The sequence below is a fragment of the Aeromonas sp. Y318-1 genome (assembly GCF_027706125.1).
Classification (GTDB): Bacteria; Pseudomonadota; Gammaproteobacteria; order Enterobacterales; family Aeromonadaceae; genus Aeromonas; species Aeromonas hydrophila.
In genome coordinates, this window is sequence record NZ_JAPDCM010000016.1 from 31,104 (window position 1) to 55,466 (window position 24,363).

24 protein-coding genes and 1 tRNA gene are annotated in these 24,363 nt (G+C 62.7%); 15 read left to right on the forward strand and 10 right to left on the reverse strand.

The genetic code is table 11. The features are described 5' to 3' along the window. The first annotated feature begins 206 nt into the window (after positions 1 to 206). Both OKB87_RS20040 and trpS read left to right on the forward strand, forming a co-directional pair. Complete coding sequence (locus tag OKB87_RS20040; protein WP_010635648.1) at positions 207 to 641, forward strand: universal stress protein; 435 nt, start codon at positions 207 to 209, stop codon at positions 639 to 641. Positions 642 to 832: 191 nt separating this feature from the next. After that, positions 833 to 1,846 (forward strand): tryptophan--tRNA ligase, encoded by a 1,014-nt coding sequence (trpS, locus tag OKB87_RS20045; RefSeq protein ID WP_252376139.1) that lies wholly within the window; start codon positions 833 to 835, stop codon positions 1,844 to 1,846. On the opposite strand, the gene OKB87_RS20050 is transcribed toward trpS, so the two are convergent. Continuing rightward, positions 1,825 to 2,799, reverse strand: coding sequence for a LysR family transcriptional regulator (locus OKB87_RS20050; RefSeq protein ID WP_252376140.1), 975 nt, complete (start codon positions 2,797 to 2,799; stop codon positions 1,825 to 1,827). The two genes, trpS and OKB87_RS20050, sit on opposite strands and share 22 nt — an antisense overlap. A gap of 91 nt (positions 2,800 to 2,890) precedes the next feature. On the opposite strand from OKB87_RS20050, the gene OKB87_RS20055 reads away from it, so the two are divergent. Together OKB87_RS20055 and OKB87_RS20060 are read left to right on the forward strand one after the other, a co-directional pair. Further along, positions 2,891 to 3,790, forward strand: coding sequence for a DMT family transporter (locus OKB87_RS20055; RefSeq protein WP_016348905.1), 900 nt, complete (start codon positions 2,891 to 2,893; stop codon positions 3,788 to 3,790). Beyond that, entirely contained in the window at positions 3,775 to 3,936 is a 162-nt protein-coding gene (locus tag OKB87_RS20060) for a hypothetical protein (RefSeq protein WP_016348904.1), read from the forward strand. The genes OKB87_RS20055 and OKB87_RS20060 overlap by 16 nt, the downstream gene beginning before the upstream one ends. Before the next feature lie 138 nt (positions 3,937 to 4,074). Here the strand turns inward: OKB87_RS20060 and OKB87_RS20065 are convergent, their stop codons facing one another. Next, positions 4,075 to 4,533 (reverse strand): DUF6314 family protein, encoded by a 459-nt coding sequence (locus tag OKB87_RS20065; RefSeq protein ID WP_029302526.1) that lies wholly within the window; start codon positions 4,531 to 4,533, stop codon positions 4,075 to 4,077. A gap of 43 nt (positions 4,534 to 4,576) precedes the next feature. Between OKB87_RS20065 and OKB87_RS20070 the strand changes: the two genes are divergently transcribed. Then, positions 4,577 to 5,431 carry a carboxylate/amino acid/amine transporter gene (locus tag OKB87_RS20070; protein WP_270828357.1) on the forward strand — a complete coding sequence of 285 codons (855 nt, stop codon included), beginning with the start codon at positions 4,577 to 4,579 and terminating at the stop codon, positions 5,429 to 5,431. A 7-nt stretch (positions 5,432 to 5,438) separates the two neighbouring features. Here OKB87_RS20070 and OKB87_RS20075 read toward each other — a convergent pair whose 3' ends face one another. Continuing rightward, the gene (locus OKB87_RS20075) at positions 5,439 to 6,302 is read right to left on the reverse strand and encodes a GGDEF domain-containing protein (RefSeq protein ID WP_270828358.1); all 864 of its coding nucleotides are present in this window, start codon (positions 6,300 to 6,302) and stop codon (positions 5,439 to 5,441) included. 70 nt (positions 6,303 to 6,372) lie between these two features. Beyond that, a complete protein-coding gene (locus tag OKB87_RS20080) occupies positions 6,373 to 7,086 on the reverse strand; it encodes a 3-deoxy-D-manno-octulosonic acid kinase (RefSeq protein WP_113995630.1) in 714 nt (237 codons plus the stop codon). 164 nt (positions 7,087 to 7,250) lie between these two features. Here OKB87_RS20080 and OKB87_RS20085 point away from each other — a divergent pair, with 164 nt between their 5' ends. From OKB87_RS20085 to OKB87_RS20120, 8 genes are all read left to right on the forward strand, one after another. Beyond that, a complete protein-coding gene (locus OKB87_RS20085) occupies positions 7,251 to 8,333 on the forward strand; it encodes a glycosyltransferase family 9 protein (RefSeq protein ID WP_270828359.1) in 1,083 nt (360 codons plus the stop codon). A gap of 271 nt (positions 8,334 to 8,604) precedes the next feature. After that, positions 8,605 to 9,231: a guanylate kinase gene (gmk, locus tag OKB87_RS20090; RefSeq protein WP_162498770.1), complete on the forward strand. Its 627-nt coding sequence runs from the start codon at positions 8,605 to 8,607 to the stop codon at positions 9,229 to 9,231. A gap of 79 nt (positions 9,232 to 9,310) precedes the next feature. After that, positions 9,311 to 9,586, forward strand: coding sequence for a DNA-directed RNA polymerase subunit omega (gene rpoZ, locus OKB87_RS20095; protein WP_005307060.1), 276 nt, complete (start codon positions 9,311 to 9,313; stop codon positions 9,584 to 9,586). Between the two features lie 137 nt (positions 9,587 to 9,723). Then, entirely contained in the window at positions 9,724 to 11,841 is a 2,118-nt protein-coding gene (gene spoT / locus OKB87_RS20100) for a bifunctional GTP diphosphokinase/guanosine-3',5'-bis pyrophosphate 3'-pyrophosphohydrolase (protein ID WP_011704079.1), read from the forward strand. Between the two features lie 224 nt (positions 11,842 to 12,065). Then, positions 12,066 to 12,785 (forward strand): tRNA (guanosine(18)-2'-O)-methyltransferase TrmH, encoded by a 720-nt coding sequence (trmH, locus tag OKB87_RS20105; protein WP_270828360.1) that lies wholly within the window; start codon positions 12,066 to 12,068, stop codon positions 12,783 to 12,785. An 11-nt stretch (positions 12,786 to 12,796) separates the two neighbouring features. Continuing rightward, entirely contained in the window at positions 12,797 to 13,459 is a 663-nt protein-coding gene (locus OKB87_RS20110) for a CatB-related O-acetyltransferase (protein WP_270828361.1), read from the forward strand. Continuing rightward, a complete protein-coding gene (locus OKB87_RS20115) occupies positions 13,459 to 14,499 on the forward strand; it encodes an alpha/beta fold hydrolase (protein WP_270828362.1) in 1,041 nt (346 codons plus the stop codon). Before OKB87_RS20110 ends, OKB87_RS20115 begins: the two co-directional genes overlap by 1 nt. Before the next feature lie 93 nt (positions 14,500 to 14,592). Then, positions 14,593 to 15,405 carry a Cof-type HAD-IIB family hydrolase gene (locus OKB87_RS20120; RefSeq protein ID WP_029305093.1) on the forward strand — a complete coding sequence of 271 codons (813 nt, stop codon included), beginning with the start codon at positions 14,593 to 14,595 and terminating at the stop codon, positions 15,403 to 15,405. Positions 15,406 to 15,452: 47 nt separating this feature from the next. On the opposite strand, the gene OKB87_RS20125 is transcribed toward OKB87_RS20120, so the two are convergent. The 4 genes from OKB87_RS20125 to OKB87_RS20140 are packed head-to-tail and all read right to left on the reverse strand — an operon-like array spanning position 15,453 to position 20,768. After that, entirely contained in the window at positions 15,453 to 15,767 is a 315-nt protein-coding gene (locus OKB87_RS20125; RefSeq protein ID WP_270828363.1) for a hypothetical protein, read from the reverse strand. Positions 15,768 to 15,818: 51 nt separating this feature from the next. Continuing rightward, entirely contained in the window at positions 15,819 to 17,096 is a 1,278-nt protein-coding gene (locus OKB87_RS20130) for a sigma-54-dependent transcriptional regulator (RefSeq protein WP_270828364.1), read from the reverse strand. Beyond that, complete coding sequence (locus tag OKB87_RS20135) at positions 17,080 to 19,512, reverse strand: ATP-binding protein (RefSeq protein WP_270828365.1); 2,433 nt, start codon at positions 19,510 to 19,512, stop codon at positions 17,080 to 17,082. The genes OKB87_RS20130 and OKB87_RS20135 overlap by 17 nt, the downstream gene beginning before the upstream one ends. Continuing rightward, positions 19,509 to 20,768 carry an ABC transporter substrate-binding protein gene (locus OKB87_RS20140; protein ID WP_270828366.1) on the reverse strand — a complete coding sequence of 420 codons (1,260 nt, stop codon included), beginning with the start codon at positions 20,766 to 20,768 and terminating at the stop codon, positions 19,509 to 19,511. Before OKB87_RS20140 ends, OKB87_RS20135 begins: the two co-directional genes overlap by 4 nt. A gap of 313 nt (positions 20,769 to 21,081) precedes the next feature. On the opposite strand from OKB87_RS20140, the gene OKB87_RS20145 reads away from it, so the two are divergent. Together OKB87_RS20145 and pyk are read left to right on the forward strand one after the other, a co-directional pair. After that, a complete protein-coding gene (locus OKB87_RS20145) occupies positions 21,082 to 22,419 on the forward strand; it encodes an MFS transporter (RefSeq protein WP_024945907.1) in 1,338 nt (445 codons plus the stop codon). A 67-nt stretch (positions 22,420 to 22,486) separates the two neighbouring features. Next, on the forward strand, positions 22,487 to 23,566 hold the full coding sequence (gene pyk, locus OKB87_RS20150; RefSeq protein ID WP_270828367.1) for a pyruvate kinase: 1,080 nt from the start codon (positions 22,487 to 22,489) through the stop codon (positions 23,564 to 23,566). Between the two features lie 4 nt (positions 23,567 to 23,570). Here the strand turns inward: pyk and OKB87_RS20155 are convergent, their stop codons facing one another. Both OKB87_RS20155 and OKB87_RS20160 read right to left on the reverse strand, forming a co-directional pair. Then, on the reverse strand, positions 23,571 to 24,080 hold the full coding sequence (locus OKB87_RS20155; RefSeq protein ID WP_270828368.1) for an RICIN domain-containing protein: 510 nt from the start codon (positions 24,078 to 24,080) through the stop codon (positions 23,571 to 23,573). Between the two features lie 185 nt (positions 24,081 to 24,265). Beyond that, positions 24,266 to 24,342, reverse strand: a tRNA-Pro gene (locus tag OKB87_RS20160). Positions 24,343 to 24,363 lie beyond the last annotated feature (21 nt).

The following is a 24,363-nucleotide window of genomic DNA, read 5'->3' on the forward strand; positions in this document are numbered from 1 at the left end:
ACATCCTATGCCTGTCACCGGCCGCGGGCAAGCCGGCGGGTGTGACCTGCTTCAAACTCCTGTTCGATTTATAGCCAATTTATTGCCTGTCATCGGTGAAAAGCTCCATAAGAAACTCGTTTAAATCCCAAAACTGTGCCGGGGACACCATTTTAGTTTCAGCAGACATTGGTATAGTGGACTCAGGATCAGTGAGGAGAACTCCCATGAATGGAACCTATTACAAACACATACTGGCCGCGATCGACCTGTCGGAAGACAACCGCAAGGTGATCGAGAAGGCGGTCGACCGGGCCCGCTCCAACGGCGCCAAGCTGTCGGTGATCCATGTCGATGTGGACCTCAAGGATCTCTACACCGAGATGATCGATATCGACATCGACAACGTGCAGGATCAGGTGATCGCCGAAGCGAAAGAGAAGCTGGAAGCCTTCCTGGCCTCGGTGGACTACCCCATCGAGAAGAAGCTGGTGATCTGCGGTGATTTGAGCGAGCGGGTCAACCAGGCGGTCAGGGATTACCAGATCGATCTGCTGGTGTGCGGCCACCGTCAGAGCTTCTGGAGCCTGCTCACTTCGAGCGCGCGCCAGCTGATGAATACCGTGCCCTGCGATCTGCTGGTTGTTCCCTTGCAGAAGTGATCAAACAGGCGTAGTTTGATTTGCCATGAATATGACCTCATTCAATCACAACTACTGGTGGTGCTGCTCTTAAACAGGCGGCACTGCTTTTCTATGTAAAATTTCCCAAAGAAAACACCGTGACCGCCGAGAGGCGGTCATTGTTTTCATCCCTTTGTCGCCTCCCGGCTCACCCAACTGGAGAGAGTGACATGCACAACCCCGTTATCCTGACCGGCGACCGTCCCACCGGCAAACTGCACATCGGCCACTACGTCGGCTCCTTGCGCCAGCGCGTCGACGCCCAGCACCATTACCGCCAGTTCGTGATGATCGCCGATCTGCAGGCGCTGACCGACAACGGCCACAACCCGGCCAAGGTGACCGACCACGTGCTGGAGGTGATGGCCGACTACCTGGCCGCCGGCCTCGACCCGGCCAAGACCACCTTCTGCCTGCAGAGCGCCCTGCCCGCCCTCGCCGAGCTGACGACCTATTACCTCAACCTGGTCAGCGTCGCCCGGCTGGAGCGCAACCCCACCGTCAAGGCGGAGATCCAGCAGAAAGGGTTCGAGCGCAGCCTGCCGGCCGGTTTCCTGATCTATCCGGTCAGCCAGGCCGCCGACATCACCGCCTTTCGTGCCACCCATGTGCCGGTGGGCGAGGATCAGCTGCCGATGCTGGAGCAGACCAACGAGATCGTTCGCCGCTTCAACTCTCTGGTGGGCAAAGAGGTGCTGACCGAGTGCCAGCCCATTCTGAGCGACACCGGCCGCCTGCCCGGCATCGACGGCAAGGCCAAGATGTCCAAGTCCCTCGGCAACACCATAGAGCTCGGCATGTCGGCGGAGGAGATCAAGCAGGCGGTGTTCGCCATGTACACCGACCCCAACCACCTCAAGGTGAGCGATCCGGGTCAGGTGGAGGGCAATACGGTGTTCGCCTATCTGGATGCCTTCCACCCCGACAAGGCACTGGTGGCCGAGATGAAGGCCCACTACCAGCGCGGCGGACTGGGGGACATGCGTTGCAAGCAGGTGCTGAACGACTGCCTGCAGACCCTGCTCGCCCCGATGCGGGAACGGCGCGAGGCGGCCATCGCCGACAAGCGCCAGCTGCTGCGCCTGTTGCAACAGGGCACCGAGCAGGCGCGCGCCCTGACCGACGAGGTGCTGGCCGAGGTGAAGGGGGCGATGGGGCTCGACTACTTCGCCGGATTGAACTGATCCGCCCCGCGCTGCGCCGGGCTGCCGAGCGCATCCGCGCCGTAGCGCTCGAACGCCAGCCGGTGCAACAGCCCCTTGAACCAGCCGATCGCCTCGTCATGGGCGGTGAGCGGGTGGCCCGCCATCAGATAGACGATGGGGATGTCGGGGTCCAGCTGGTGCAGCCGCAGCGGATAGTAGCGACAGAAGTGGCGCCCGATCATCTCGGGCACCACCACCAGATAGCGACCGGTGGCCATCAGCGGCGGCACCGCCATAAAGCTCGGCAGGCGTACCCCCAGCTCCCGCTCCACCCCGAAGCGAGCCAGCCAGAGATCCACCATGGCCTGACTGTGGCCCCAGCTGGAGGTGTGGATGTGGAGCCGGCTGACCAGATCGTCCGGCCCCAGCACGTCCGGCAGCTCGCTGCCAAGGGGCGACAGACAGACCAGCGGGTTGTTGAACCAGGGTTCGCGCCACAGCCGGGGCGAGAGGTGATTGGCATCGGCGAAGCCGATCACCAGATCCAGCTCCCCCTTCTCCAGCTCCCGCTCGTAATCGCTGTCCGCCAGTTCGCACACCTCCAACCGGCAGTGCGGGGCATGCCGGTGCAGCCGCTCCACCAGCGCCGGCACCAGGCCGTGTTCTACCGAGCCCGGAGTGGCGATGCGAAAGATCCGCCGCGCACTGGCGGGGTCGAACCCCTTGGCCTGCCGCAACCCCTGCTCCAGCATGGCCAGCGCCTGGCGCACCGGGCCGGCCAGCGCCTTGGCGCGCTCGGTCGGCATCATCTCGCGCCGGCTCATCACGAACAGAGGGTCGTCCAGCGCCGTTCGCAACCGCCCCAGCGCATGACTGACGGTGGACTGGGAGAGGTGCAGCCGCTCGGCAGCACGGGTGACGTTGCGCTCCTGCATCAGCATGTCGAACACGGTGAGCAGGTTGAGGTCGAGGCGGGAAAGGGGCAGTTCCATCGATATTGGCCATGGTTGGATGACGACAATTCATTTTTGGCATAGTAGCAGATTGCATAGAATGCGCAGGCGAATTACATCGGAGATTAAAATGCGTAGCTATCTGTTGTTGCTGGCGATTGGCCTGTTGTGGGGCTCCCAGTTCATTTTCATGCATCAGGCCGTGACCGAATTGCCCCCCATCATGGTGGCAGCGGGTCGCGCCTTGTGTGGCAGCCTGACCCTGGGTCTGCTCTGCCTGTTCATGCGTCTCAAGAGCGAACACACCCCGTGGCGTACCTATATGCTGATCGCTCTGCTCGATGCCACCCTGCCCTTCATCATGGTGGCCTGGGGCCAACAGTATGTGGATAGCGCCATCGCGGCCGTGGTAATGGGTTGTATCCCGTTTGTCACCATCCTGATGGCACCCTTGTTGGTTTCCGGTGAAAAAATCACCAAGGGCGGTCTCGTCTCCGTGGTCATCGGCTTCGTCGGCGTGCTGGTGCTGTTCTGGCCGAAACTGGCCAGCGGCATGAATGCCGGCCTGCTCGGCGCCATGGCCATCCTGTTCGGTGCCAGCTGCTTCGCCATCGGCCTGCTGATGATCAAGCGCTTCGCCAAGGACCACCCGGTGGTCGTGGCACGCAACATCCTGATCTCTTCGGCCATCCAGCTGCTGCTGGCCGCGCCGTTCGTCACCGATCTGAGCGCGCTCACCATGCCGAGCCAGCATGCCATCGGCGCCGTCGCGGTGCTCGGGGTGTTCTGTACCGGTCTGGTCTACTTCCTCTACATGGCGCTGATCCAGAAGGCGGGTCCGACCTTCGCCTCCTTCAGCAACTACCTGGTGCCGCTGTTCGGCGTCATGCTGGGTGCCCTGTTCCTCGGCGAGCAGATCCAGTCCACTACCGGCGTGGCACTGGCCCTGATCCTGGGCTCGGTCGCCCTCAACCAGTGGGCCCAGCAGCGCCGCGTCCAGCGGGAGGCTGCCCTATGTCAGGCATCCTGACCACGCTCTGCGGCGGCCTGGTGGTGATCGCCGGCTGGCAGTATCGCCAGCGGCTGATGGGTCTGCTCGGACTGCTGATGGTATTGCTGCCCTGGTTCTTCGACAGCAAGCTGCAAGCCATGCTGAGCTATGCGCTGAGTGCCTGACATCAATTTCTGAATGTGTGACGAGAGTGTATCTCTCCTGTTTTTGGGACCGTTTTTCAAAAAAACCTCCGATTTGTCCCTTCTACCGGCGCTCTGCGCCGGTTTTTTTATGCCTGCCTTGCCCCGTCCTGCCGCCCGTCACACCCGATAGCGATAACTCAGTCGCTCATTTTTGCGCGGGCCGGTGATCTGCCAGCCGAGCAGAAAGCCGTCCCCGGTCGGCGTCAGCTCGGCGCTGTAGTGATCCTGACCGCACAGGTGGGGCTCGGCGGTGAGCCAGCGACCATCCCCCTGAGGCAACAATTCGAACAGCACCACCGGCTGCTCGTAGCGCAGATGGGAGAGCCGGATCCCCCGCTCGCCGCGCTGCCACCAGAAGCGGTTGTGCATGGTCAGCACCCGGCCATGGGGCGTGGTGTAGCGGCCGTGCTCGGCAAACAGCCAGCCCCCCTGATGATCGGTCACCGTCACTTCCCCCTCGCCACTGCCGCACCAGTCGGTGGCGGAGCCTTCCCCGTTGCTCGCGGTAAAGGCAAATGCTCCGATCTGTGGCAACTGGCGCCATAAACGCTGGATCAAGGCTTCCATCTCGGCCATCATAGCCCCCTTCAAAATTGACAACTGACGACAAATCAACCACATGAACTACTTGATAGGGGTTACCCTGCTCTGGTCATTCTCCTTCAGCCTGATCGGGGTCTACCTCGCCGGTCAGGTGGATGCCTACTTCTCGGTACTGACCCGCATCGTGCTCGCCAGCCTGGTGTTTCTGCCTTTTCTCAGACGGCGCTGGTTGCGGCCCGACCTGGTGGCCAAGCTGATGGCCCTCGGCGCCACCCAGCTCGGCATCATGTACCTGTTCTATTACCACTCCTTCCTGCTGCTGACGGTGCCGGAAGTGCTGGTGTTCACCATCTTCACCCCCATCTACGTCACCCTGATCCATGACCTGCTGGAGCGGCGCTTCAAGCCCGTCTATCTGTGGGGAGCCTTGCTGGCAGTGCTGGGGGCGGCCGTCATCCGCTTCGACGGGCTGACCGAAAGCTACGTGCTGGGCTTCCTGGTGGTACAGGGTGCCAACATCTGCTTCGCCATCGGCCAGGTCGGCTACAAGGTATTGCTGGCACGGGAGAAGGAACAGCCCCCCCAGCTCGCCGTGTTCGGCTGCTTCTATCTGGGCGCCCTGGTTGTGGCCCTGCCCGCCTGGTGGCTGCTGGGCACGCCGCAATACCCCACCAGTACCCTGCAGTGGGGCATTCTGCTGTGGCTGGGGATTGGCGCTTCCGGGCTTGGTTACTTCCTGTGGAACAAGGGGGCGACCCAGGTCAGCAGCGGTGTGCTGGCCATCATGAACAACGCCCTGATCCCGGCGGGTCTGCTGGTCAATCTGCTGCTGTGGGGCAAGGATACCGACCTGCTCAGGCTCACCCTGGGCGGCCTGCTGATGCTGGCCTCCCTCTGGGTATGCCAGCGTCATGGGGTAAGTGAGCGCTGACTAAAAATCAGCCAACGACGGTGTTGTGCTCCCGTCTGGCCTGACCGTGGCAGGTAGCCAGCCGGGCCAGCAGGTGATCGATCTGCTCGCCGGCCTGGCTCTGCACCAGGCCGATGCTGACGGTCACCGGTCGCTGCGGCAGCAGGCTGGCATCGGCGATCTCGAGGCGCAGCCGCTCAGCAATCTCGAGCCCGCTCAGCCGATCGGTCTGGGAGAGCATCAGGATGAAGCCGTCTTCGTCCCAGCGGGCGAAGGGATCTTCCCGCCGCAGCTCGTGACGCACGATGCGGGCCAGCTTGGCCAGCATGGCATCGCAGGCCACCTCGCCGAACAGCTGCTGGATCTTGGCCCTGTGGTCGACGCTGAATTGCAGCAGGCTGAAGCTACCGCTCTCACTGGCCAACCGCTCATCGAGCAACAACTCGAAGTGACTGCGGCTCTCCAGCCCGGTGAGGGGATCGGTGCCGTGCCGCTCTTCCACCACCAGTGTCTGTGAGTCGAGCAGACGCACCACCCCCAGCACCTGGCCGTGAACATCGCGCCGGGCCCGCTCTTCCAGCCGGACATAGTGGCCGTCGTGATGCAGGATGCGGTATTCGAGCCGGATCTGGGCCACTCGCCCGCTCTGGCAGGCGGCCAGCGCCTCCTGCAGGTTCCCCACGTCGTCGGGGTGCACCCGCTCCAGCCAGCCGAGATCGTCCAGACCGGCTTCGTTCAATCCCAGCAGCCGCAGACAGGAGAGATCCCGCTGCACGCCCTGCTGCGGGCTCCAGCTCCAGAGCCCTGCCTCCAGCAAGGCGATGGCATCCGCCATCAGCGCCAGATCAAACCGGGTAATTGCCTCCCTGAGGGGAGCCTTGAGCATGTCCATCGAGCGCCTCGACACCGAATCTGAAGACCTTCTCAATAAGTAACATTGGCTCTCGCGCCGAGCAACAGGGTCAGCTCGCTTTTCCTTGATAGCCGTTCATCAGGGCCTGCCAGTTCTCCGGTACGAAGTGAAAACTGGTATGCAACTGGGACTCCTTGTTGAAGGAGCGCAGCAGCCGTTCCAGGTTGGCCTGCTGCCAGTTGCCGGGAGAGCGGATGGCGCCCTTGTCGAAGTCGATCACCCACACCTTGCCCTCCTTGTCGAGCAACAGGTTGTGGCTGTTGAGATCGGCGTGATAGACCCCGGCGTCGTGCAACCGGCGCACCGTCTGGCCCACCTTGTGCCACACTTCGCCGGCGATCGACCCCTGCTTGAGCAGGGCCACCAGATCCTTGGCGCCGCGGATGCGCTCGATCAGGATGTCGGCCCGATAGAAGGGGCCCTGCTTGGCCATCCGGGCAGCAAACGGGCGTGGCACCGGCAACCCCTGGGCGCTCAACTTGGCCAGCAGCGTGTATTCGGCCATGGCCCGGCTCGATTCGACCCCTTCGAACCAGAAGCGATCCCGCACCACCTTGCCCACCATGCCACCGCGATAGTAGTGACGCAGCACCAGATGGCGGGATTCATCCTTGACGAACCAGGTCACTCCGCGGCCGATGGAAGACCCTACCACCTGGCGATGTGTCTGCCACCAGGCCGGATCAAACAGCTCGGGAGAAGGGTCGCGAAACGCCCCTTCGGCGTACCAGCAGATCTGGTTGTGTTCGGTCTGAATTTGCATTTTTGGCGATTCCGGTCGGTCAGTCATGGCTACACAAGGCAAGGGCAGGCAACGGCAACACGGGCCTTGTCAGGGACACCGGCTGCCGGTCGTGCGCAATTTTACAATCCACGGGGGAGTTTGCATAATGCCATCCATCCATTTTGCCACCATTGCGCCACATCATGCCGCTGTTCCAAACGCCGCCCTCTTCCATCTGCATCCTGCGGCTCTCCGCCATCGGCGACTGCTGCCACGCGCTGGCGCTGGTGCGCGTCATCCAGCGGGCCTGGCCGACGACCCGCATCACCTGGATCACCGGCAAGATTGAAGCGACGCTTTTTGCCGATCTGCCCGGGGTCGAAGTCATCGCCTTCGACAAGAGCAAGGGCTGGCGCGGCTATCGCGAGCTCTGGCAGACCCTCAGGGGACGCCAATTCGATGCCCTGCTGCACCTGCAGGCGGCCATGCGGGCCAGCATCGCCACCCTCGGCATCCGGGCCAAGGTCAAGCTCGGGTTTGATCGGGAACGGGCCAGCGACGGCCAGTGGCTGTTCACCAACCACAAGGTGCCATCCCCCGCCTCGCCCCACGTGCTGGACGGCTTTCTCGCCTTCGCCAAAGAGCTCGGCATCCAGGATCTGACCCCGGACTGGCAACTGCCCATCAGCGCCGAGCACCAGGCCTGGGCGAAAGAGAAGATTGACGGCAGGCCGACCCTGCTCATTTGCGCCGCCGCCAGCAAGGCATTCAAGAACTGGACTGCCGCCGGCTATGCCGCGCTGGCGGATCACGCCGCAGACAAGGGCTTTCAGGTCTATCTCTGCGGCGGGCCGGCCAAACTGGAGCGGGATCTGGCCGCCGACATTCAACGGCTGAGCCACAGCAAGCCGGTGGATCTGGTGGGGCAGACCAACCTCAAGCAGTTGCTGGCGCTGATCAAGGAGGCCAGCCTGGTGCTGGCCCCCGATACCGGCCCCACCCACATGGCAACCCTGGTGGGTACGCCGGTGCTCGGCCTCTATGCCCACCACAACCCGGATCGGACCGGCCCCTATCTGTGCCGAGACTACGCGGTCAGCGTCTATCAGGAGCTGGTCGAGCAGGAGACCGGCAAACCGCTGGCCGAGCTCGGCTGGCGCACCCGCCTCAAAGATCCGGACGCCATGAGCAAGATAACCCGCGAGCGGGTCATCGCCGCCTTCGACCGGCTCTGCGCCGATCGCCAGCTGCCCGCCGGACAGCAACTCGGAATTTCCGAGCAGTGAAGCAGGGATAATCTGCTGGCCCACCCACACGGTGACAGGCAGAATGGCGGCTGATGTGGGTGACGCTCCCGCAGCAAGCTACGAATACTTTGATCGGCTGGAATATGATTCCGGCCGTTTTTTTATCCGCCACTTTCTGTTAAAATTCGCCGCCTTTACATCCCTCTTAATTCAAGAATTTTCCGCGTTTCGGATTTGGCTGTCTCCCTTTCGGGCACAAGACGGCGGCCTCTGCTACAACCAAAACACGGTCTCGCTTAAAGGTACAGACATGGCGCAACAAGGCACTCTCTATATCATCTCCTCCCCGAGCGGAGCGGGTAAATCCAGCCTGCTCAATGCCTTGCTGACCCAGCACAACAGCGCAGGCAAGATGCAGCTGTCGGTTTCCCACACTACCCGCGCCACCCGTCCCGGTGAAGAGCACGGGGTGCACTACCACTTCGTCAAGGTGGAAGAGTTCAAGGCGCTGATCGAGCGCGGCGATTTTCTGGAGTGGGCCGAGGTGTTCGGCAACTACTACGGCACCTCCCGCGCGGCCATCGAAGCCTGCCTGGCGCAGGGGATCGACGTGTTCCTCGATATCGACTGGCAGGGCGCCCGCCAGATCCGCGCACAGATGCCGACCAAGTCCATCTTCATCCTGCCACCCAGCCGCGAAGAGCTGGAGCGCCGCCTGATCGGCCGCGGCCAGGACAGTGCCGAGGTGATCAAGGGCCGGATGGAGAAAGCCATTGCCGAAATGGTGCACTATGACGAGTATGACTATGTCATCATCAACGAAGACTTTGAGCAGGCACTGTTCCAGCTGAGGGCTGTCATCGAGTGCCAACGGCTGGAATTGCGCCAGCAGCAGCAGGCCCAACAAAACTTGCTGCAACAGCTACTGGCAGAATAGGCCAAAAACAAGTAAACTTTTGCGTCATTTTTAAACACCGCTTTTTTAAACCGAGAAAGCCCAAACACTGGAGTCCTGCATGGCACGCGTTACTGTAGAAGATGCTGTAAAACAGGTAGGTAACCGTTTTGACCTGGTGCTGGTCGCCGCCCGCCGCGCCCGCCAAATCGCGGTTCAAGGCAAAGATCCCCTGGTTGACGAAGAGAACGACAAGCCGACCGTGATCGCCCTGCGCGAGATCGAACTGGGTCTGGTGAACAACCAGGTGATGGACACCCAGGACCGTTACGAGCAGCAAGAGCAAGAAGCCGCCGAGCTGGCTGCCGTTGCTGCCATCGCCGAAGGCCGCGGTTAAGTCAGTTATTTCTTATAGTCGGCGCCCGCCCGGGTGCCGACTGTTCTCCCCCATTTACAACCGCTCGAAAACCTCGCAAACTCAGGACTATACCCTCTATATCCACGGATTGCCGTTTCACCGCTGCGGGGACTGTCTTGTATTTATTTGAAAATCTTAAAGAAATAGCCAGTTCCTACCTGCCACCCGAGCAGGTGGAGAAGCTCAGGCAAGCCTATGTGGTGGCCCGTGATGCTCACCAGGGACAGATGCGTTCCAGCGGCGAGCCCTATATCACCCACCCGGTTGCCGTTGCCCGCATTCTCGGCGACATGCGCCTCGATCATGAAACCCTGATGGCCGCCGTGCTGCACGACGTCATCGAAGATACCCCTGTCACCAAGGCCGATCTGGCCGAACTGTTTGGCGATGCCGTCGCCGAGCTGGTAGCGGGCGTCTCCAAGCTCGACAAGCTGAAGTTTCGCGATCGCAAGGAGGCCCAGGCCGAGAACTTCCGCAAGATGGTGATGGCCATGACCCAGGATATCCGGGTCATCCTGATCAAGCTGGCCGACCGCACCCACAACATGCGCACCCTGGGCTCCCTGCGACCGGACAAGCGCCGCCGCATCGCCCGGGAAACCCTCGAAATCTTCGCCCCCATCGCCAACCGCCTCGGTATTCACACCATGAAGAACGAGCTGGAAGAGCTGGGCTTCGAGGCGCTCTACCCCATGCGCTCGCGCGTGTTGCGCGAATCGGTGCGCCGCGCCCGCGGCAATCGCCGCGAAATCATCGACTCCATCCAGAGCGAGATTGAAGGCCGGCTGCGCGAGGCTGGCATCGAATCCCAGGTCAGCGGCCGCGAGAAGAACCTGTTCTCCATCTACAACAAGATGGAGAAAAAAGAGCTGCAATTTCATGAGGTAATGGATATCTACGCCTTTCGTGTGAGGGTGAAGGACATAGATACCTGTTACCGGGTGCTGGGCCAGATGCACAGTCTCTACAAGCCCCGCCCCGGCCGCTTCAAGGATTACATCGCCATCCCCAAGACCAACGGCTACCAGTCGCTGCACACCTCCCTGGTGGGGCCGCACGGAGTGCCGGTGGAGGTGCAGATCCGCACCGAATTCATGGATCAGATGGCCGACAAGGGCGTTGCCGCCCACTGGGCCTACAAGCAGGATGGCGACAGTTCGGGTACCACCGCCCAGATCCGCGCCCAACGCTGGATGCAGAGCCTGCTCGAGCTGCAGCAGAGCGCCGGCAGCTCCTTTGAATTTATCGAGGGGGTCAAGACCGACCTCTTCCCCGACGAGATCTACGTGTTCACGCCGGAAGGGCGCATCATGGAGCTTCCCGCCGGGGCCACCCCGGTGGACTTCGCCTACACGGTGCACACCGACATCGGCCACGCCTGCGTCGGTTCGCGGGTCGACCGCCACCCCTATCCGTTGAGCAGCCCGCTGCACTCGGGCCAGACGGTGGAGATCATCACGGCACCGGGTGCTCGCCCCAATGCGGCCTGGCTCAACTTCGTGGTAACCACCAAGGCACGCTCCAAGATCCGCCAGTTCCTCAAGAACCTGCGTACCGAAGAGTCGGTGGTGCTGGGTCGCCGCCTGCTCAACCATGCGCTCGGCGCCAAGAACATCGAAGACATCCCGGAACCGCGCATCAAGCAGGTGCTGGCCGACACCAAGCACGAAAACCTGCAGGGCCTGCTGGCCGACGTGGGCCTTGGCAACGCCATGAGCGTGATGGTGGCGCGCCGCATGCTGGGGGATGAGCTGCCGCCGGAAGAGCAGCCCAAGTCCAGCAGCAAGAAGATGCCGATCAAGGGGGCCGACGGCATGCTGGTCACCTTCGCCAACTGCTGCCGCCCGATCCCGGGGGACGCCATCATCGCCCACATCAGCCCAGGCAAGGGCCTGGTGATCCACCAGGAAGCCTGCCGCAACATCAAGGGCTACAGCAAGGAGCCGGACAAGTACCTGCCGGTGCAGTGGGAAGTGGACAAGGAGCAGGAACAGGAGTTCCGCACCGGTATCAGCATCGAGATCGTCAACCACCAGGGCGCCCTGGCGGAACTGGCCAACGTGATTGCCGCCACCGGCGCCAACATTCACGCCATCAGCACCGAAGAAAAAGATGGCCGGGTCTATCTGGTCACCCTGCTCATCACCACCAAGAGCCGGATCCACCTTGCCAACATCATGCGCAAGATCCGGGTGATGCCGAACGTGCTCAAGGTGAGCCGACAGAAAAACTGACCACAGGCGGCGCAAGCCGCCTGCTGCTTTTCAAGAGACAAGCTTGACCCACCGTCGCAGGCACACCCGTTCAACCTGGCGAGTGGACAAACCCGGCTTCGGTAGAGCTGGCATGACCGCGAAACGCGTCAAACGAATTTACGACAGGCTGGCCCGGTGCCAGCCCGATTTGATCCTGTGCATGCAAGCGATGCGTGCACACACCTCACGACATAGAAACCGATATGACTCCTGAACGCTTCAAGCGCATCACCGACATGCTGGCCCAGCGCCAGCTCGATCTGACCGTCTGCATGGAAGAGGTCCACAAGCCGCACAACCTGGCCGCCATCGTGCGCACCGCCGATGCCATCGGCATCCATCGGGTGCACGCGGTCTGGCCCAAAACCTGGATCCACAAGCGCAAGGGTACCGCTCGCGGCAGCCAGAACTGGGTGGACGTGAAGCTGCACCCGGACATAGGCAGTGCAGTGGCTGAGCTCAAGGCCTCCGGCATGCAGATCCTGGCGACCCACCTGTCGGAGAGCTCGGTGGATTTTCGCGCCATCGACTACACCAAGCCCACCGCCATCCTGGTGGGTCAGGAGAAGCACGGCATCGGCGAAGAGGCGCTGGCCCTGGCCGATCACCATATCGTCATCCCCATGGTGGGCATGGTGCAGTCTCTCAACGTCTCGGTGGCTGCCGCCGCCATCCTCTATGAGGCCCAACGCCAGCGCGAACTGGCCGGCTGCTACCAGCGCGGCTGCCCGCTCGACCTGGAGGAGCAGAACAGCATACTGTTCGAGGGGGGCTACCCCATCTATGCCCAGCTCTGCAAAGAGAAAGAGATGCCCTACCCCCAGCTCGGCCCGGCCGGCGAAATCTTGGCGGACGAGCAGTGGTGGCAGCAGATGCAGCTGACGCGCAAAGGATGGGCCGCGCAACAGGAAGAAGATGAATGACAGGATCAGTGATGGAAAATCCGTTCGGTAGCTGGCTGGAATCCCAGGTCATACGGGATCATCTGACCAACCCCAATATCGAGGCCGGGGAGTACAGCTATTACTCCGGCTACTACCACGGCAAGCCGTTCGAGGATCATTGCGTACGCTACCTGCTCGGCGATGGTTCGACGCGGGAGTCCTGGGACAGTGGCCAGTGGGGTAAGGAAGTTGACCGCCTGATCATCGGCAAGTTCTGCTCCATCGCCTCCGGCGCCACCTTCATGCTGGCGGGCAACCAGGGTCACCGGATGGACTGGGTTTCCACCTTCCCCTTCGATGCTGCCCGCTTCGGTGACGGCGTGCAGGACGGTTTTCTGCGCAAGGGAGACACCCGGATCGGCAACGACGTCTGGATCGGCTCGGAAGCGATGATCATGCCCGGCATCACCATCGGCGATGGCGCCGTCATCGCCACTCGTGCCGTGGTGACCAAGGATGTGGCCCCTTACACCATAGTCGGCGGCAACCCGGCCCAACCGATCCGCCGCCGCTTCAGCGAGGAGCAGATTGCCATGCTGCAAGAGATGCAGTGGTGGGACTGGCCTCTATCACGTTTGCAGGCCAGCATAACGCTGCTCTGTTCGGGGGATATCGCCGCCCTTTATGCTCAGTGGCAAAGGGAGTGTGCCTGATGAAATCTTTCTCTCTTTCCCTGCTGGCCCTGACCCTGTTTTCTGCCGGAGCCCTCGCCGTGAACAATCCCTATCAGCTGACGCCGGAAGCCGACGTCGCCACCCTCCATCAGCAGACGCTGCCCGACTTCTGGCGCCAGCACGCCGTCGAGAGCGCCTTCAAGGGCAAGGACGGGGTCACCATCCGCTATGCCGCCCTGCGCCAGGCCAAGGTCGATCGCGCCATCCTCATCGTCAACGGCCGGGTCGAAAGCTACCTCAAGTATCAGGAGCTGGCCTGGGATCTGTGGCGTCAGGGCTACAGCCTCTACCTCATCGACCACCGCGGCCAGGGCTTGTCCGATCGGCTGCTGACCGACCAGGAGAAGGGATATGTCGGCCAGTTCGACGATTATGTACTAGATCTTAAGCAGTTTCATGACGAGGTGATCGCCCAGGACCAGCCCGCCAAGCTATTCCTGCTGGCTCACTCCATGGGCGGCGCCATCTCGGCCCGCTATCTGGAGCGCTGGCCCGATGATATCGAGGCGGCCGTGCTCTCCTCCCCCATGATGGGCATCAATCTCGGCGGCCTGCCCAAGTGGCTGGCTAAGGGGCTGGCGGCCACCATCGGCACGGTCGGCGGCTGGCTGGGCGAGCCTCCCTACGGCCCGGGTCAGGGCCCGTACGAGAGCCACGACTTTGCCGACAACGGTCTGAGCCATAGCGAAGCCCGCTATCAGGCCTTCCGCAAACTCTATGAGCAGCGCCCGCAGATCAAGCTGGGAGGCGCTACCGCCCACTGGATCTATCAGGGACTGACAGGGGCGGACGCCGCCGTGGCCGAGGCTGGCGCCATCAAGACGCCGCTGCTGGTGCTGCAGGCCGGTGACGACGGCGTGGTGGACAACGCCGCGCAGGATGCCTTCTGTGCGCTCGCTCGCTGCGAGGGAGGCAAGCCGCTGCGCATAGAAGGGGCCTGGCACGAGCTGTTCATGGAGGCCGATCCCCAGCGCCAGGCCGCGCTCAACGCGACTCTGGCCTTCTTCGCACGCTACTAGCGGCTGGTTATTTTTTGTATCCCTAAATAAATGGGGTAGCGGGAGCGGTTGCTGTACACTGCTCCCGCTTTCATTCGTAACCCCGAGGTGATGATGTATAAGGTCGTTGTATCCGATCTCGATGGCACCCTGCTCAACGGGCAGCACCAGATCTCCCCCCGCACCCGCGATACCCTGCACCGTCTGGTGGATCAGGGGATCAAGTTCGTGGTGGCCACCGGCCGTCACCATGTGGATGTGCGCAGCATCCGCGACACCCTCGGGCTCGACATCTATCTCATCACCTCCAATGGCGCCGTGGTGCACGACAAGCAGGATCAGCTGATCTTCAACCAGGCCCTGCCGGACAGCGTGGCGGCCGAGCTGATCGCGCTGGAGCGCGACCCTTCCATCCACATCAACCTCTACTATGGCGACGAGTGGCTGGTGGAAGAAGAGATGCCCTGGCTGCTGCAGTTCCATCATGAATCCGGCTTCAGCTATCGCCTGACCGATCTCGCCAGCCATCCGCTGGACAAGGTCAACAAGGTGTTTTACATCGGCGAGCATGAGAAGCTGCTGCAGATCGAGGCAGAGCTGAACCAGCGTTATGGTGATCGGCTCAACGTCACCTTCTCCCTGCCGGACTGCCTCGAGGTGATGCACGCCGGGGTGCACAAGGGCAATGCCGTGCGCGCCGTGCTGGAGCAGCACGGGCTGGAGATGTCCCAGGCGGTGGCCTTTGGCGACGGCATGAACGACTTCGAGATGCTGAGCATGGTCGGCCGCGGCGTGGTGATGGGCAATGCCCACGACCGGCTCAAGCTGGCGCTGGCCAACCACGAGCAGACCCTGAGCTCCGACGAGGATGGCGTCGCCGTCTATCTGGAGCAGTTGTTCGCCCTGCAGGGCGTCAACGTCGCCTGAGACAAGGCGCCATGAGCAGCTCTGCGGCTCATGGCGCACAACCCCATTCAGCGGCTGAAGCGATGGCCGCAGACCCCGCAGCAATACTGGCGGGACAGGCGTCGATCCAGGGTGCGCCCCAGCCACCAGCCCAGCCCTCCCCCCATCAATCCTCCCAGCACGGCACCACCCAACGCTCCCGCCAGGGCACCGACAACAGTGCCGACACCGCCCAGCGCCGAGCCCGTTGCGGCCCCCATCCTAGCGAGCGTGGCGGCGCAGGCATAGCCGCCCGCGGCCCCCAAGCCCAAGGCGCAGGCTCGCTTCACCCGTTCATCCTCGATCCGTGCTACCCCTTCACTCATGCAGTGCGGGCATCTCATGGTGTGCTCCTGTGCGGATAACCGTCTGAACGACTCGACCGGCAGCCGGGCTCAGGTGGCCGGCTTGAACCGATCCTTGTCGAGCTGGTGTTTCTTCATGCGCAGATAGAGCTTCTTGCGCGGAATGCCGAGGTACTGGGCGGCATCGGTCACCCGGCCGGAAAAGAGGAACAGGGTATCCTCGATCACCCGCCGCTCGAACTCCTCCACCAGGTCGTCCAGCGGCTCCTTGCCGCTGGCCAGGGGGATGACCTGCTCCGCGCCGGCCAGCTTGACGATGCCTACCGCATAGAGCTCGGCCACGTTGCGCAGTTCACGCAGGTTGCCGGGCCACTGATGCCGCTTGAGCGTCTCCAGATAGGCGCGATCCACCGCCGGCACCGGCCGGCCGATGCGCTTGCAGCCCTGTCGCAGAAAGGCCCGGAACAGGGGGATGATGTCACAGCTGCGCTCCACCAGCCGGGGCAGCTTGAGCCGCACCTGGGAGAGGAAATAGTAGAGCTCCGGCATCAGTTGCTGACGCTCCACCAGCGCCTCCGGCGACTCGTCAAACAACCCTATGGTACGCAGCGACTTGCTCCCCTTGCGCTCCTGATCCAGCAGGTGGTTGCCGAGCCAGCGCTGGCAGTCGGCACTCAGGCGGGCCGGGGATTGCAGCACCAGGGTACCCTGCCCCGCCAGTGCCAGGCTGGCCTGCACTTCCGCCAGGCTGGGGGCCGAGACGCAGTCGTGCAGCTGGAAGACTTGCTCCCGACGGGCGCTGATCCGGTGCAGCAACCGGGCCAGGGTGTGACGACCAGAGCCGGCCGGCCCCTCCAGCAGCAGGTCTTTGTCGGTCTGTGCCAGCTGGTTGAGCTGGCTGCGAAGCGTCACAATCTGCGGACTGGTGCCGATCAGCTCGTCATCCACCGTCGCCTGGATCTCGCTGCGGCGCGCCAGCACGGCGCTGCGCTGTCGGCAGGCCCGCTCCAGCAGGCCCAACAGATCTTGCGGATTGAGCGGTTTCTCCAGAAAGTCGAACGCCCCCTGCTTGACCGCCCGCACCGCCAGCGGAATGTCCCCGTGACCGGTGATCATGATGACCGGGATCTCGGCGTCCAGCGCCTGCACGCTGGCCAGCAGGTCCATGCCGTTCATGGCCGGCATGTAGATGTCAGAGACCAGCACCCCTGGCCACTGATCAGCCAGCAGCGCCAGCGCCTCGTGGGGCGAAGTCGTCGCCCTGGGGTGGTAGCCGGAGAGGCGCAGCAGGTGGCAATAGGATTCCAGCACATCCTCGTCATCGTCCACCAGCAGCACGTTGGCAGGACGGTTAGCGGGCAACAACATCGATGGCGTTCTCCTCGTTCTGATGGGCGACCGACCCTGCAGGGTCGGCCAACGCAAATTCCATGATCACCATGGCGCCGCCGGTCAGCGCCGATCCCAGCATAATTTCGCCGCCACAGCGGGCCAGCAGGGAGCGACAGATGGTCAGCCCCAGCCCCAGTCCAACCTCCTTGGAGGTGGTGAAGGGGGTGAACAACCTGGGCAGGATGGCCTCGCTGAAGCCGGCACCGCTGTCGACCACCGCCAACCGCAACCGGACCTCGTTTTGTTCCAGCAACTGCAGCCTGATCTCGCGCCGCGCCAGCCCGGCCACCGCATCCAGTCCGTTCACCAGCAAGTTCACCAGTACCTGTTCCAGCAACACGGGGTCGGTATCGAGCCAGAGCCCGTCTGGCAGTTCGTTGCAGAGGATGCAGCCATCGCGCTTCGCACGCGTCTCCAGCAGCAGCATGGCCTGCTCAGCCAGCACCCCCAGTTCGAGCCGGACCCTTACCTCCTCGGCCGGCGATTTGCGGGCAAAGTGGCGCAGGGCGTTGATGATCCGGCTCATACGCCGCCCCAGCTTGTCGAGCTTGCCCAGATCCTGGTCCAGTGCCTGCAGCTGACCGGCGGCGAGCGCCGTCCGGCTGGTGTAGAGGTAGGTCATCATCGCCGACAGCGGCTGGTTCAGCTCGTGGGCCAGGCTGGTCATCGCCTGCCCCACCACCGCCATCTTGGCCGCCTGGATCAGCTCATCCTGGGTCTGCAGCAGGGTGCGCTCCGCCTGCTGGCGCTGCACCACCTCCTCCGCCAGCAACCGGTTGTTCTCGGTCAGCTCACGGGTACGCTCCGCCACCCGCAGGCTGAGCTCCCTGGCCGTCAGCTCCTGGCGGGTAACATCCGTGATGGTGATGATGAACCTGTACCCGCGCCCCTGCTCGAAGCGACGCAGGTTGAGGTGCAAAAAGCGGGGCGCCTCACCCAGCCCACAAGCCAGGGTGCACTCGCAGTGGCCGAACCGGTGCAGCGGCTGGCCGGCCCTGAACTGATCGGCCAGCACCGCCCCCGCCTCTGGTGGAAAGGCCTGCCACAACGGCTGACCCGGTTCGACACCGGTCTGCTGGAACAGGGTGAGCGCGCTCGGGTTGACCGACTCGATGGTGCCATCCGGATGGCAGGTGATGAGGCAGGCCTGGGTGTTGTTGATGAGGTTGAGGGCATTGGTCCGCTCCATCTGCTGCAACTGCAGGCTGAAGTGGCGCAGGCTGTCGCCCAGCCGGCCGATCTCGTCCCGACCGCAGGTGCTGACCGGCACGTCCAGCCTGCCTGACGCCACCCTGTCCAGCTCCTGTCCCAGCAAGTCGAGCCGTTTGATCAGCCGGCGGCCGATCAACACCACCAGCACGAAAATACTGAGCAACAGGGTGAGCGCCAGCACCACCAGGATCACCAGCTTGCCGGTCGCCACCAGCTGGCTGCTGTCTTCCCCCAGTGCACTGAGGGAGCGGTTGGCGTCACTCACCATCAGGCTGACCCGCTGGTGATAACGCGAAACTGCGTCGTCCAGTCGCGGCCGCAGGGCCGTCAGCTGCTGGTGGGTCAGCACATCCGCCAGCAGCAGCCGGTGCAGCGGGCCGTCCGGCTTCACCAGGGTGATGATGTCCTGCAGGATCTGGCGATAACTCACGGTCGAGGGGTACTCCGCCAACCGCGAGGTCAGCGCGTCTATCTCGTCAATCTTGTAGCCGATGAACAGGAAGGCGCTCTCCAGATCCTGCTGATAGCGCTGGGCGATCACCTCGCCGACCAGCGACTGCAGCTCGTTCTCCTTGAAGGTGAGATCCTGCAAGGCGGAGAACTCCTTGATGACGTTGCCAAATTCGCTCATGTCATCCGGGCTGGCCACCATGCTGGTCAGGTGCCACTCCACCTCCTGCAGCAGAGGGGCGGCATCGTCCACCAGATCCTGGTGCAGCCAGTTGCTGCGCTTCTGCAGCTGCTGCAGGGTTTCGGCGTGCTCGATCTGCTGCTTGAGGTAACGCCCATGATCCGCCACCAGCGCGCTCAACTCCTCGAACGCCTGGCGCTGCGAGGGGGTCTGATCCCCCGGGGTACCCAGCAGGTAGGCGCGCTGGATATCCCGCAAGGTGGTGGACACCGCGTTGGAGAGGCGCTGGTACTGCACCGGGTCACGGGTATCGCGCAGTTGGGCCAGCAACAACAGCAGACGGGAGCTGGCCCGCTCCAGCTGGTAGGCGCTGTCGATGGCGGGCAGGCTCTCTTCCACGATGAGGTGGATCTGCCGGCCCAGCCGATCCCACATCACATAGGCGGCCATGCCCATGGCACCGGTCAGGGCCGTGATGGTCACGAAGGCGAGGATGAGCCGCCGTCCCAGGCTGCGCGGCATGGCCAGCATGCGCCCCAGCCGGCTCATGGTCTGGCTGCCTGTTCGACCAGGCGCTGCGCCTCATGCAAGCGAGCCTCGGTCGCCTGGCGCCACTGATGCATCACCCGCTCCGCCTGTGGATTGCCCTGCTCCCGGTCATAGAGGCCGTCAAACAGCGCCAACAACGCCGGATCCTGCGCCTCCTGCTCGCTCAGCGGCGGTGTGCTCGCCTTGGCGACGGCCTGCTCCAGCAGCGCGACCCGCCAGGGCTCGCCATGGGTATTCAGACCGTTGATCCCCTGCCAGGTCATCTTCAGCCTGGGTAGCTGCTGGGTGATGGTCTGCTCGAACAGGGCCTTGAGCAGACCGGCCCGCCGATAGAGCAGCGCCTTGTCGGTGACGTAGCGGGTCTGCCGGGCCAGCCGGGGTTGGCTCAAGGTGGCCTTGGCCATACCGGGGGTAGCAATGATCGCTTGGCCGCGATCGGAGAGCAGGAACTGGATGAACAGAGCAGCGCTGGCCGGCTGGGTGCTGTGGCGCGCCACCCCCAGATAGGTCGGCAGGATTACCGAGTCGGGCATGATGTTGAAGCCGACGTGATCGAAGCGGGCCTGACTGTTGAGGGCGTAGCTGTCGATCACCAGGCCAGCCCCCGCCAGACCCCGGCTGATGCCGTCGCTCACCCCGAAGCTGCGCGCCGTGATGGCCGACAGGTTGCCGCCCAGCCGCATCAGCAGGGCCCAACCCTGCTGCCAGCCATATTGCTGCAGCACGCTCTCCACCATCATATGGGTCGTGCCGGACTGGGAGGGCGAGCTCATCATCACGTGCCCCATGAAGAGCGGGGATGCCAGCTGCTGCCAGGTGGTGGGCAGCGGCAGCTGATATTTGGCCAGATAATGGCGGTTATACATGATGCCGCTGCTGGAATAACCGACCACGGCCACTTTATTTCCCAGCCCGAGCGTATGAGGAGCGAGCCATTTGGGCGGCATAGTTTCATTTGGCAAAGCTGCCAGTAAACCGGCTTTGTCCAGCGTGTTAAAAAAAGTCGGCGATGACGACATGATAATATCGACTTTCGGTGCACCGGCTTCCGTTAATAAGCGCAGAGAGGGAATGGTGCGCCGATAAATAACCTCGACCCGGATCCCGGGATATTGTTCGGCAAAGCCCTCGATCACTGCCTTGACCGGCGCTTCAGAGAAGGAGGTTAGCACCGTCAGCGAGGTGGCCTGAAGGGTGCTGAATGGCAACAAAACGCAGCCCGTGAGCAGGGCCAGCCGGCGGAAAAAGAGGTGCATGACTATCGGTCGACTCGCGCTTTAATTCAGGATTATGTGCAGTACATCTAATATTTGGCACATGCCGTTATTTTTATTTCCACGAGGATGAGCCAGTTCTGACTCATTATGCCTCGGCATGCCGCTATTGTTATTCATCGAATATCAATAGGACAGTTCAAATATGTCATTTTTGACTCATGGTTTTCCCATGATTGAGTCAGAGTTGACCCATATCCGGCTTTTTGCCGGCTGAATTTCTCCCTTCATATGATGGCAGCCGCTATCAGAGCTCCCTCTGAAACCAAGCTGCCAAATATAAACGGAGAACCCCATGTTCAACTTTTTCAAGACGCGAGCCGACCTGCCGGTCATGGAAGCCTCGCCCGATAAAATCCGCTCCATTTACCGCAAGTACCAGTGGCAGGTCTTCCTGGGTCTGGTACTCGGTTACGCCATGTTCTATGTCGTACGCATGAGCCTCAACGTGGTCAAGAAGCCCATGCTGGACTCCGGCGTGGTGACCCTGGAAGAGCTGGGGGTCATCGGCTCCGCCTTCCTGTTTACCTACGCCGTCGGCAAGTTCTCCAACGGTTTCCTCTCCGACTACGCCAACATAGGCCGCTTCATGTCGGTCTCGCTGGGGCTCTCGTCCATCTGCACCATCCTGATGGGCATGAACACCGCCACCTTCTTTCTGGTGCTGATGTGGGGCCTGAACGGCTGGTTCCAGTCTGTCGGGTCCGCCCCCTCCTGCGTCTCCATCTTCCAGTGGTTCTCTCCCAAACAGCGGGGCTCGGTCTACTCCATCTGGGGCGGCTCGCGCAACATAGGGGAAGGCATCTCCTGGATCCTGACCGCCACCATCGTCAGCTACTTCGGCTGGAAGGCCGGTTTCATCGGCGCCGGCATCGCCTCCCTGATCGCCGCCCTGTGCATGTATCTGGTGCTGAAAGATCGCCCGCAGACCTACGCCCTGCCGGAGCCGGCCGTCGCCTTTGGTGAGGCACCCGAGATTGCCAAGAAGGTGGACCCGGCCGAAATCCGCCGCGCCCAACTGTTCGTGCTCAAGCAACCCGCCGTCTGGCTCATCGCCGCCGCCTGCGCCTGCATGTACATGTCCCGCTACGCCATGAGCTCCTGGGCCGTGCTCTACCTGCAGGAGCAGAAGGGCTACAGCCTGATCGACGCCGGCTTCGCCATGTCGGCCTATCCCATCGCCGGCTTCCTCGGCGCCATTCTGGCCGGGATCATCTCCGACAAGCTGTTCAACGCCAACCGCCACATCCCGACCCTGCTCTACGGTTTGGCCAACGTGGCCGGCATGTGCCTGATGTTCTGGGGCCCGCAGAGCCGCATGATGGATGCCGTCGCCCTCGCCCTGATCGGTTATGCCATCGGCGGGCTGGTGGTCTTCCTGGCCGGTCTGACCGCCTGCGACCTGATGCCCAAGACCGCAGTGGGCGCCGTGAAGGGCTTCATCGGCCTCTGCTCCTACATCGCCGCCTCCATCCAGGAGCTGGTCTCCGCCGCCCTGATCAAGACCAGCGAGATCGACGGCGTCACCCACTACGACTTCAGCAGCGCCCAGTACTTCTGGCTCGGAGCCTCCGTGGTCTCCATGCTGCTCGCCATGACGGTGTGGAACGCCAAGAAAGTCGTCAACCACTGATCCCCGTTCAGCACAAGGGTGGCCCGTCGGCCACCCTTGTGCATTTTCCTCGCAACAGGAGCATCCCATGCGCAAGACCAAAATCATCGCCACCCTGGGCCCGGCCAGTTCATCCGCCGCCATGGTGGAGCAGCTGATCCAGGCGGGAGCCAATGTATTCAGGCTGAACTTCTCCCACGGCAGTCCGGAGCAACACCTGGCCTTAGCGGCCAAGATCCGGGCCTGCGCCGCCCGCCTCGACCGCGAGATAGGCATCCTCGCCGACCTGCAGGGCCCCAAGATCCGTATCGCCAGCTTTGCCGACGGCAGCATCCAGCTGCAACCGGGCGACCCCTTTACCATTGATGCCGGCCTGGACAGCCACCTGGGCGATCAATCCCGGGTCGGTACCGACTATCCGGCGCTGGCCGGCGAACTGCAGACGGGCAACATCGTGCTGCTGGATGACGGCCGCATCCAGCTCTGTGTGGAACAGGTGATCGACGAGCGCATCGAGACCCAGGTACTGGTCGGCGGCACCCTGTCCAGCCGCAAGGGCATCAATGTACTGGGCGGCGGTCTGAGCGCTCCGGCCCTGACCGACAAGGACAAGGCCGACATCCTGACAGCCCGCCTGCTCGAGGCCGACTATATCGCCGTCTCGTTTCCGCGCAGCGCCGCCGATCTCGAAGAGGCCAGAACCCTCATTCGTGCCAGTGGTAGCCGGGCGGCCATCGTAGCCAAGGTGGAACGGGCGGAGGTGGTGGCGTCAGTAGCCGCCATGGATGAGCTGATTCACGCCGCCGACCTCATCATGGTGGCGCGTGGAGATCTGGGGGTCGAGATTGGCGATGCCAGATTGCCCGGCGTGCAGAAGAGGTTGATCCGGCGCTGCCGGGCGCTCGGCCGCCCGGTCATCACCGCTACCCAGATGATGGAATCCATGATTGCCAGCCCCATGCCCACCCGGGCCGAAGTCATGGATGTGGCCAACGCCGTCATGGATGGCAGCGATGCAGTGATGCTGTCGGCCGAGTCGGCAACCGGCCACTATCCGGTGGAAGCTGTCGCCGCCATGGCCCGCATCGCGCTGGCCGCCGAGCAGGAGATGGAACCGGCAGGGCATGGCCTCGCGGCCAGCCACGGGGAGCTGGCCAGGTTGGCCTGACACCCTACCAGATGAGGCTTTTCAGGTGCAGCTTGTCGAGCATGCTGCCCTTGTTCTGCCATGCGAAGCTCTGGTTGGCCCCACCGAAACAGTCGGCCAGCCGCAGCGGGGTGCCCGGCTTGTGACGACGGCCGGCCACATCCAGACAGCGGTCAGCCTTGCTGTTGAACAGCCGATCTTCCTGCCACTGCCATTGCCGGCTCTCATCCTGGCACTCGGCCATGGTCAGCTCGCTCACCCCTTTGGCCACCAGGCAACGTTGGTCAAGCTGCAAGGCACCGGCATCCCAGCTGAACTGCTGGCGGGCAGTCTGGTCGCAAGGCTGGGTGATCAGCTGATTGTGGTCATTGAGGGCCACGCAGAATCCGGCATCGGTTACCAGCGCAGAGGTGGCGGTACTCTGCATGGGGGCAGCCCCCATCAGGATCTCGTCGGGTTTGGGTTTGTATGAGCAGCCGCTGAGGGCCACGACAACCAGCGCCAGTGTACTGACGCGCAAAGAATTTGGGTGCATATGACATGTTGGCCTGAATTGTGTTCAATAACGCCCACTTGCCGTGGGTCTGCATCCCAGCATACCCGAAGCGACAGCGAGAAAGTGCCAACAGAAATGTAAACAGACGTGACAGAAACCTGCGGCAGCAGGCTGGCAGACGACAGAAAGCAAAAAACCCCGCCTGAGCGGGGTTTTTCAGAATGTGGTCGGTGATAAAGGATTCGAACCTTTGACCCTCTGGTCCCAAACCAGATGCGCTACCGGGCTGCGCTAATCACCGAGGCTTTAAAAAAAGCTTTCT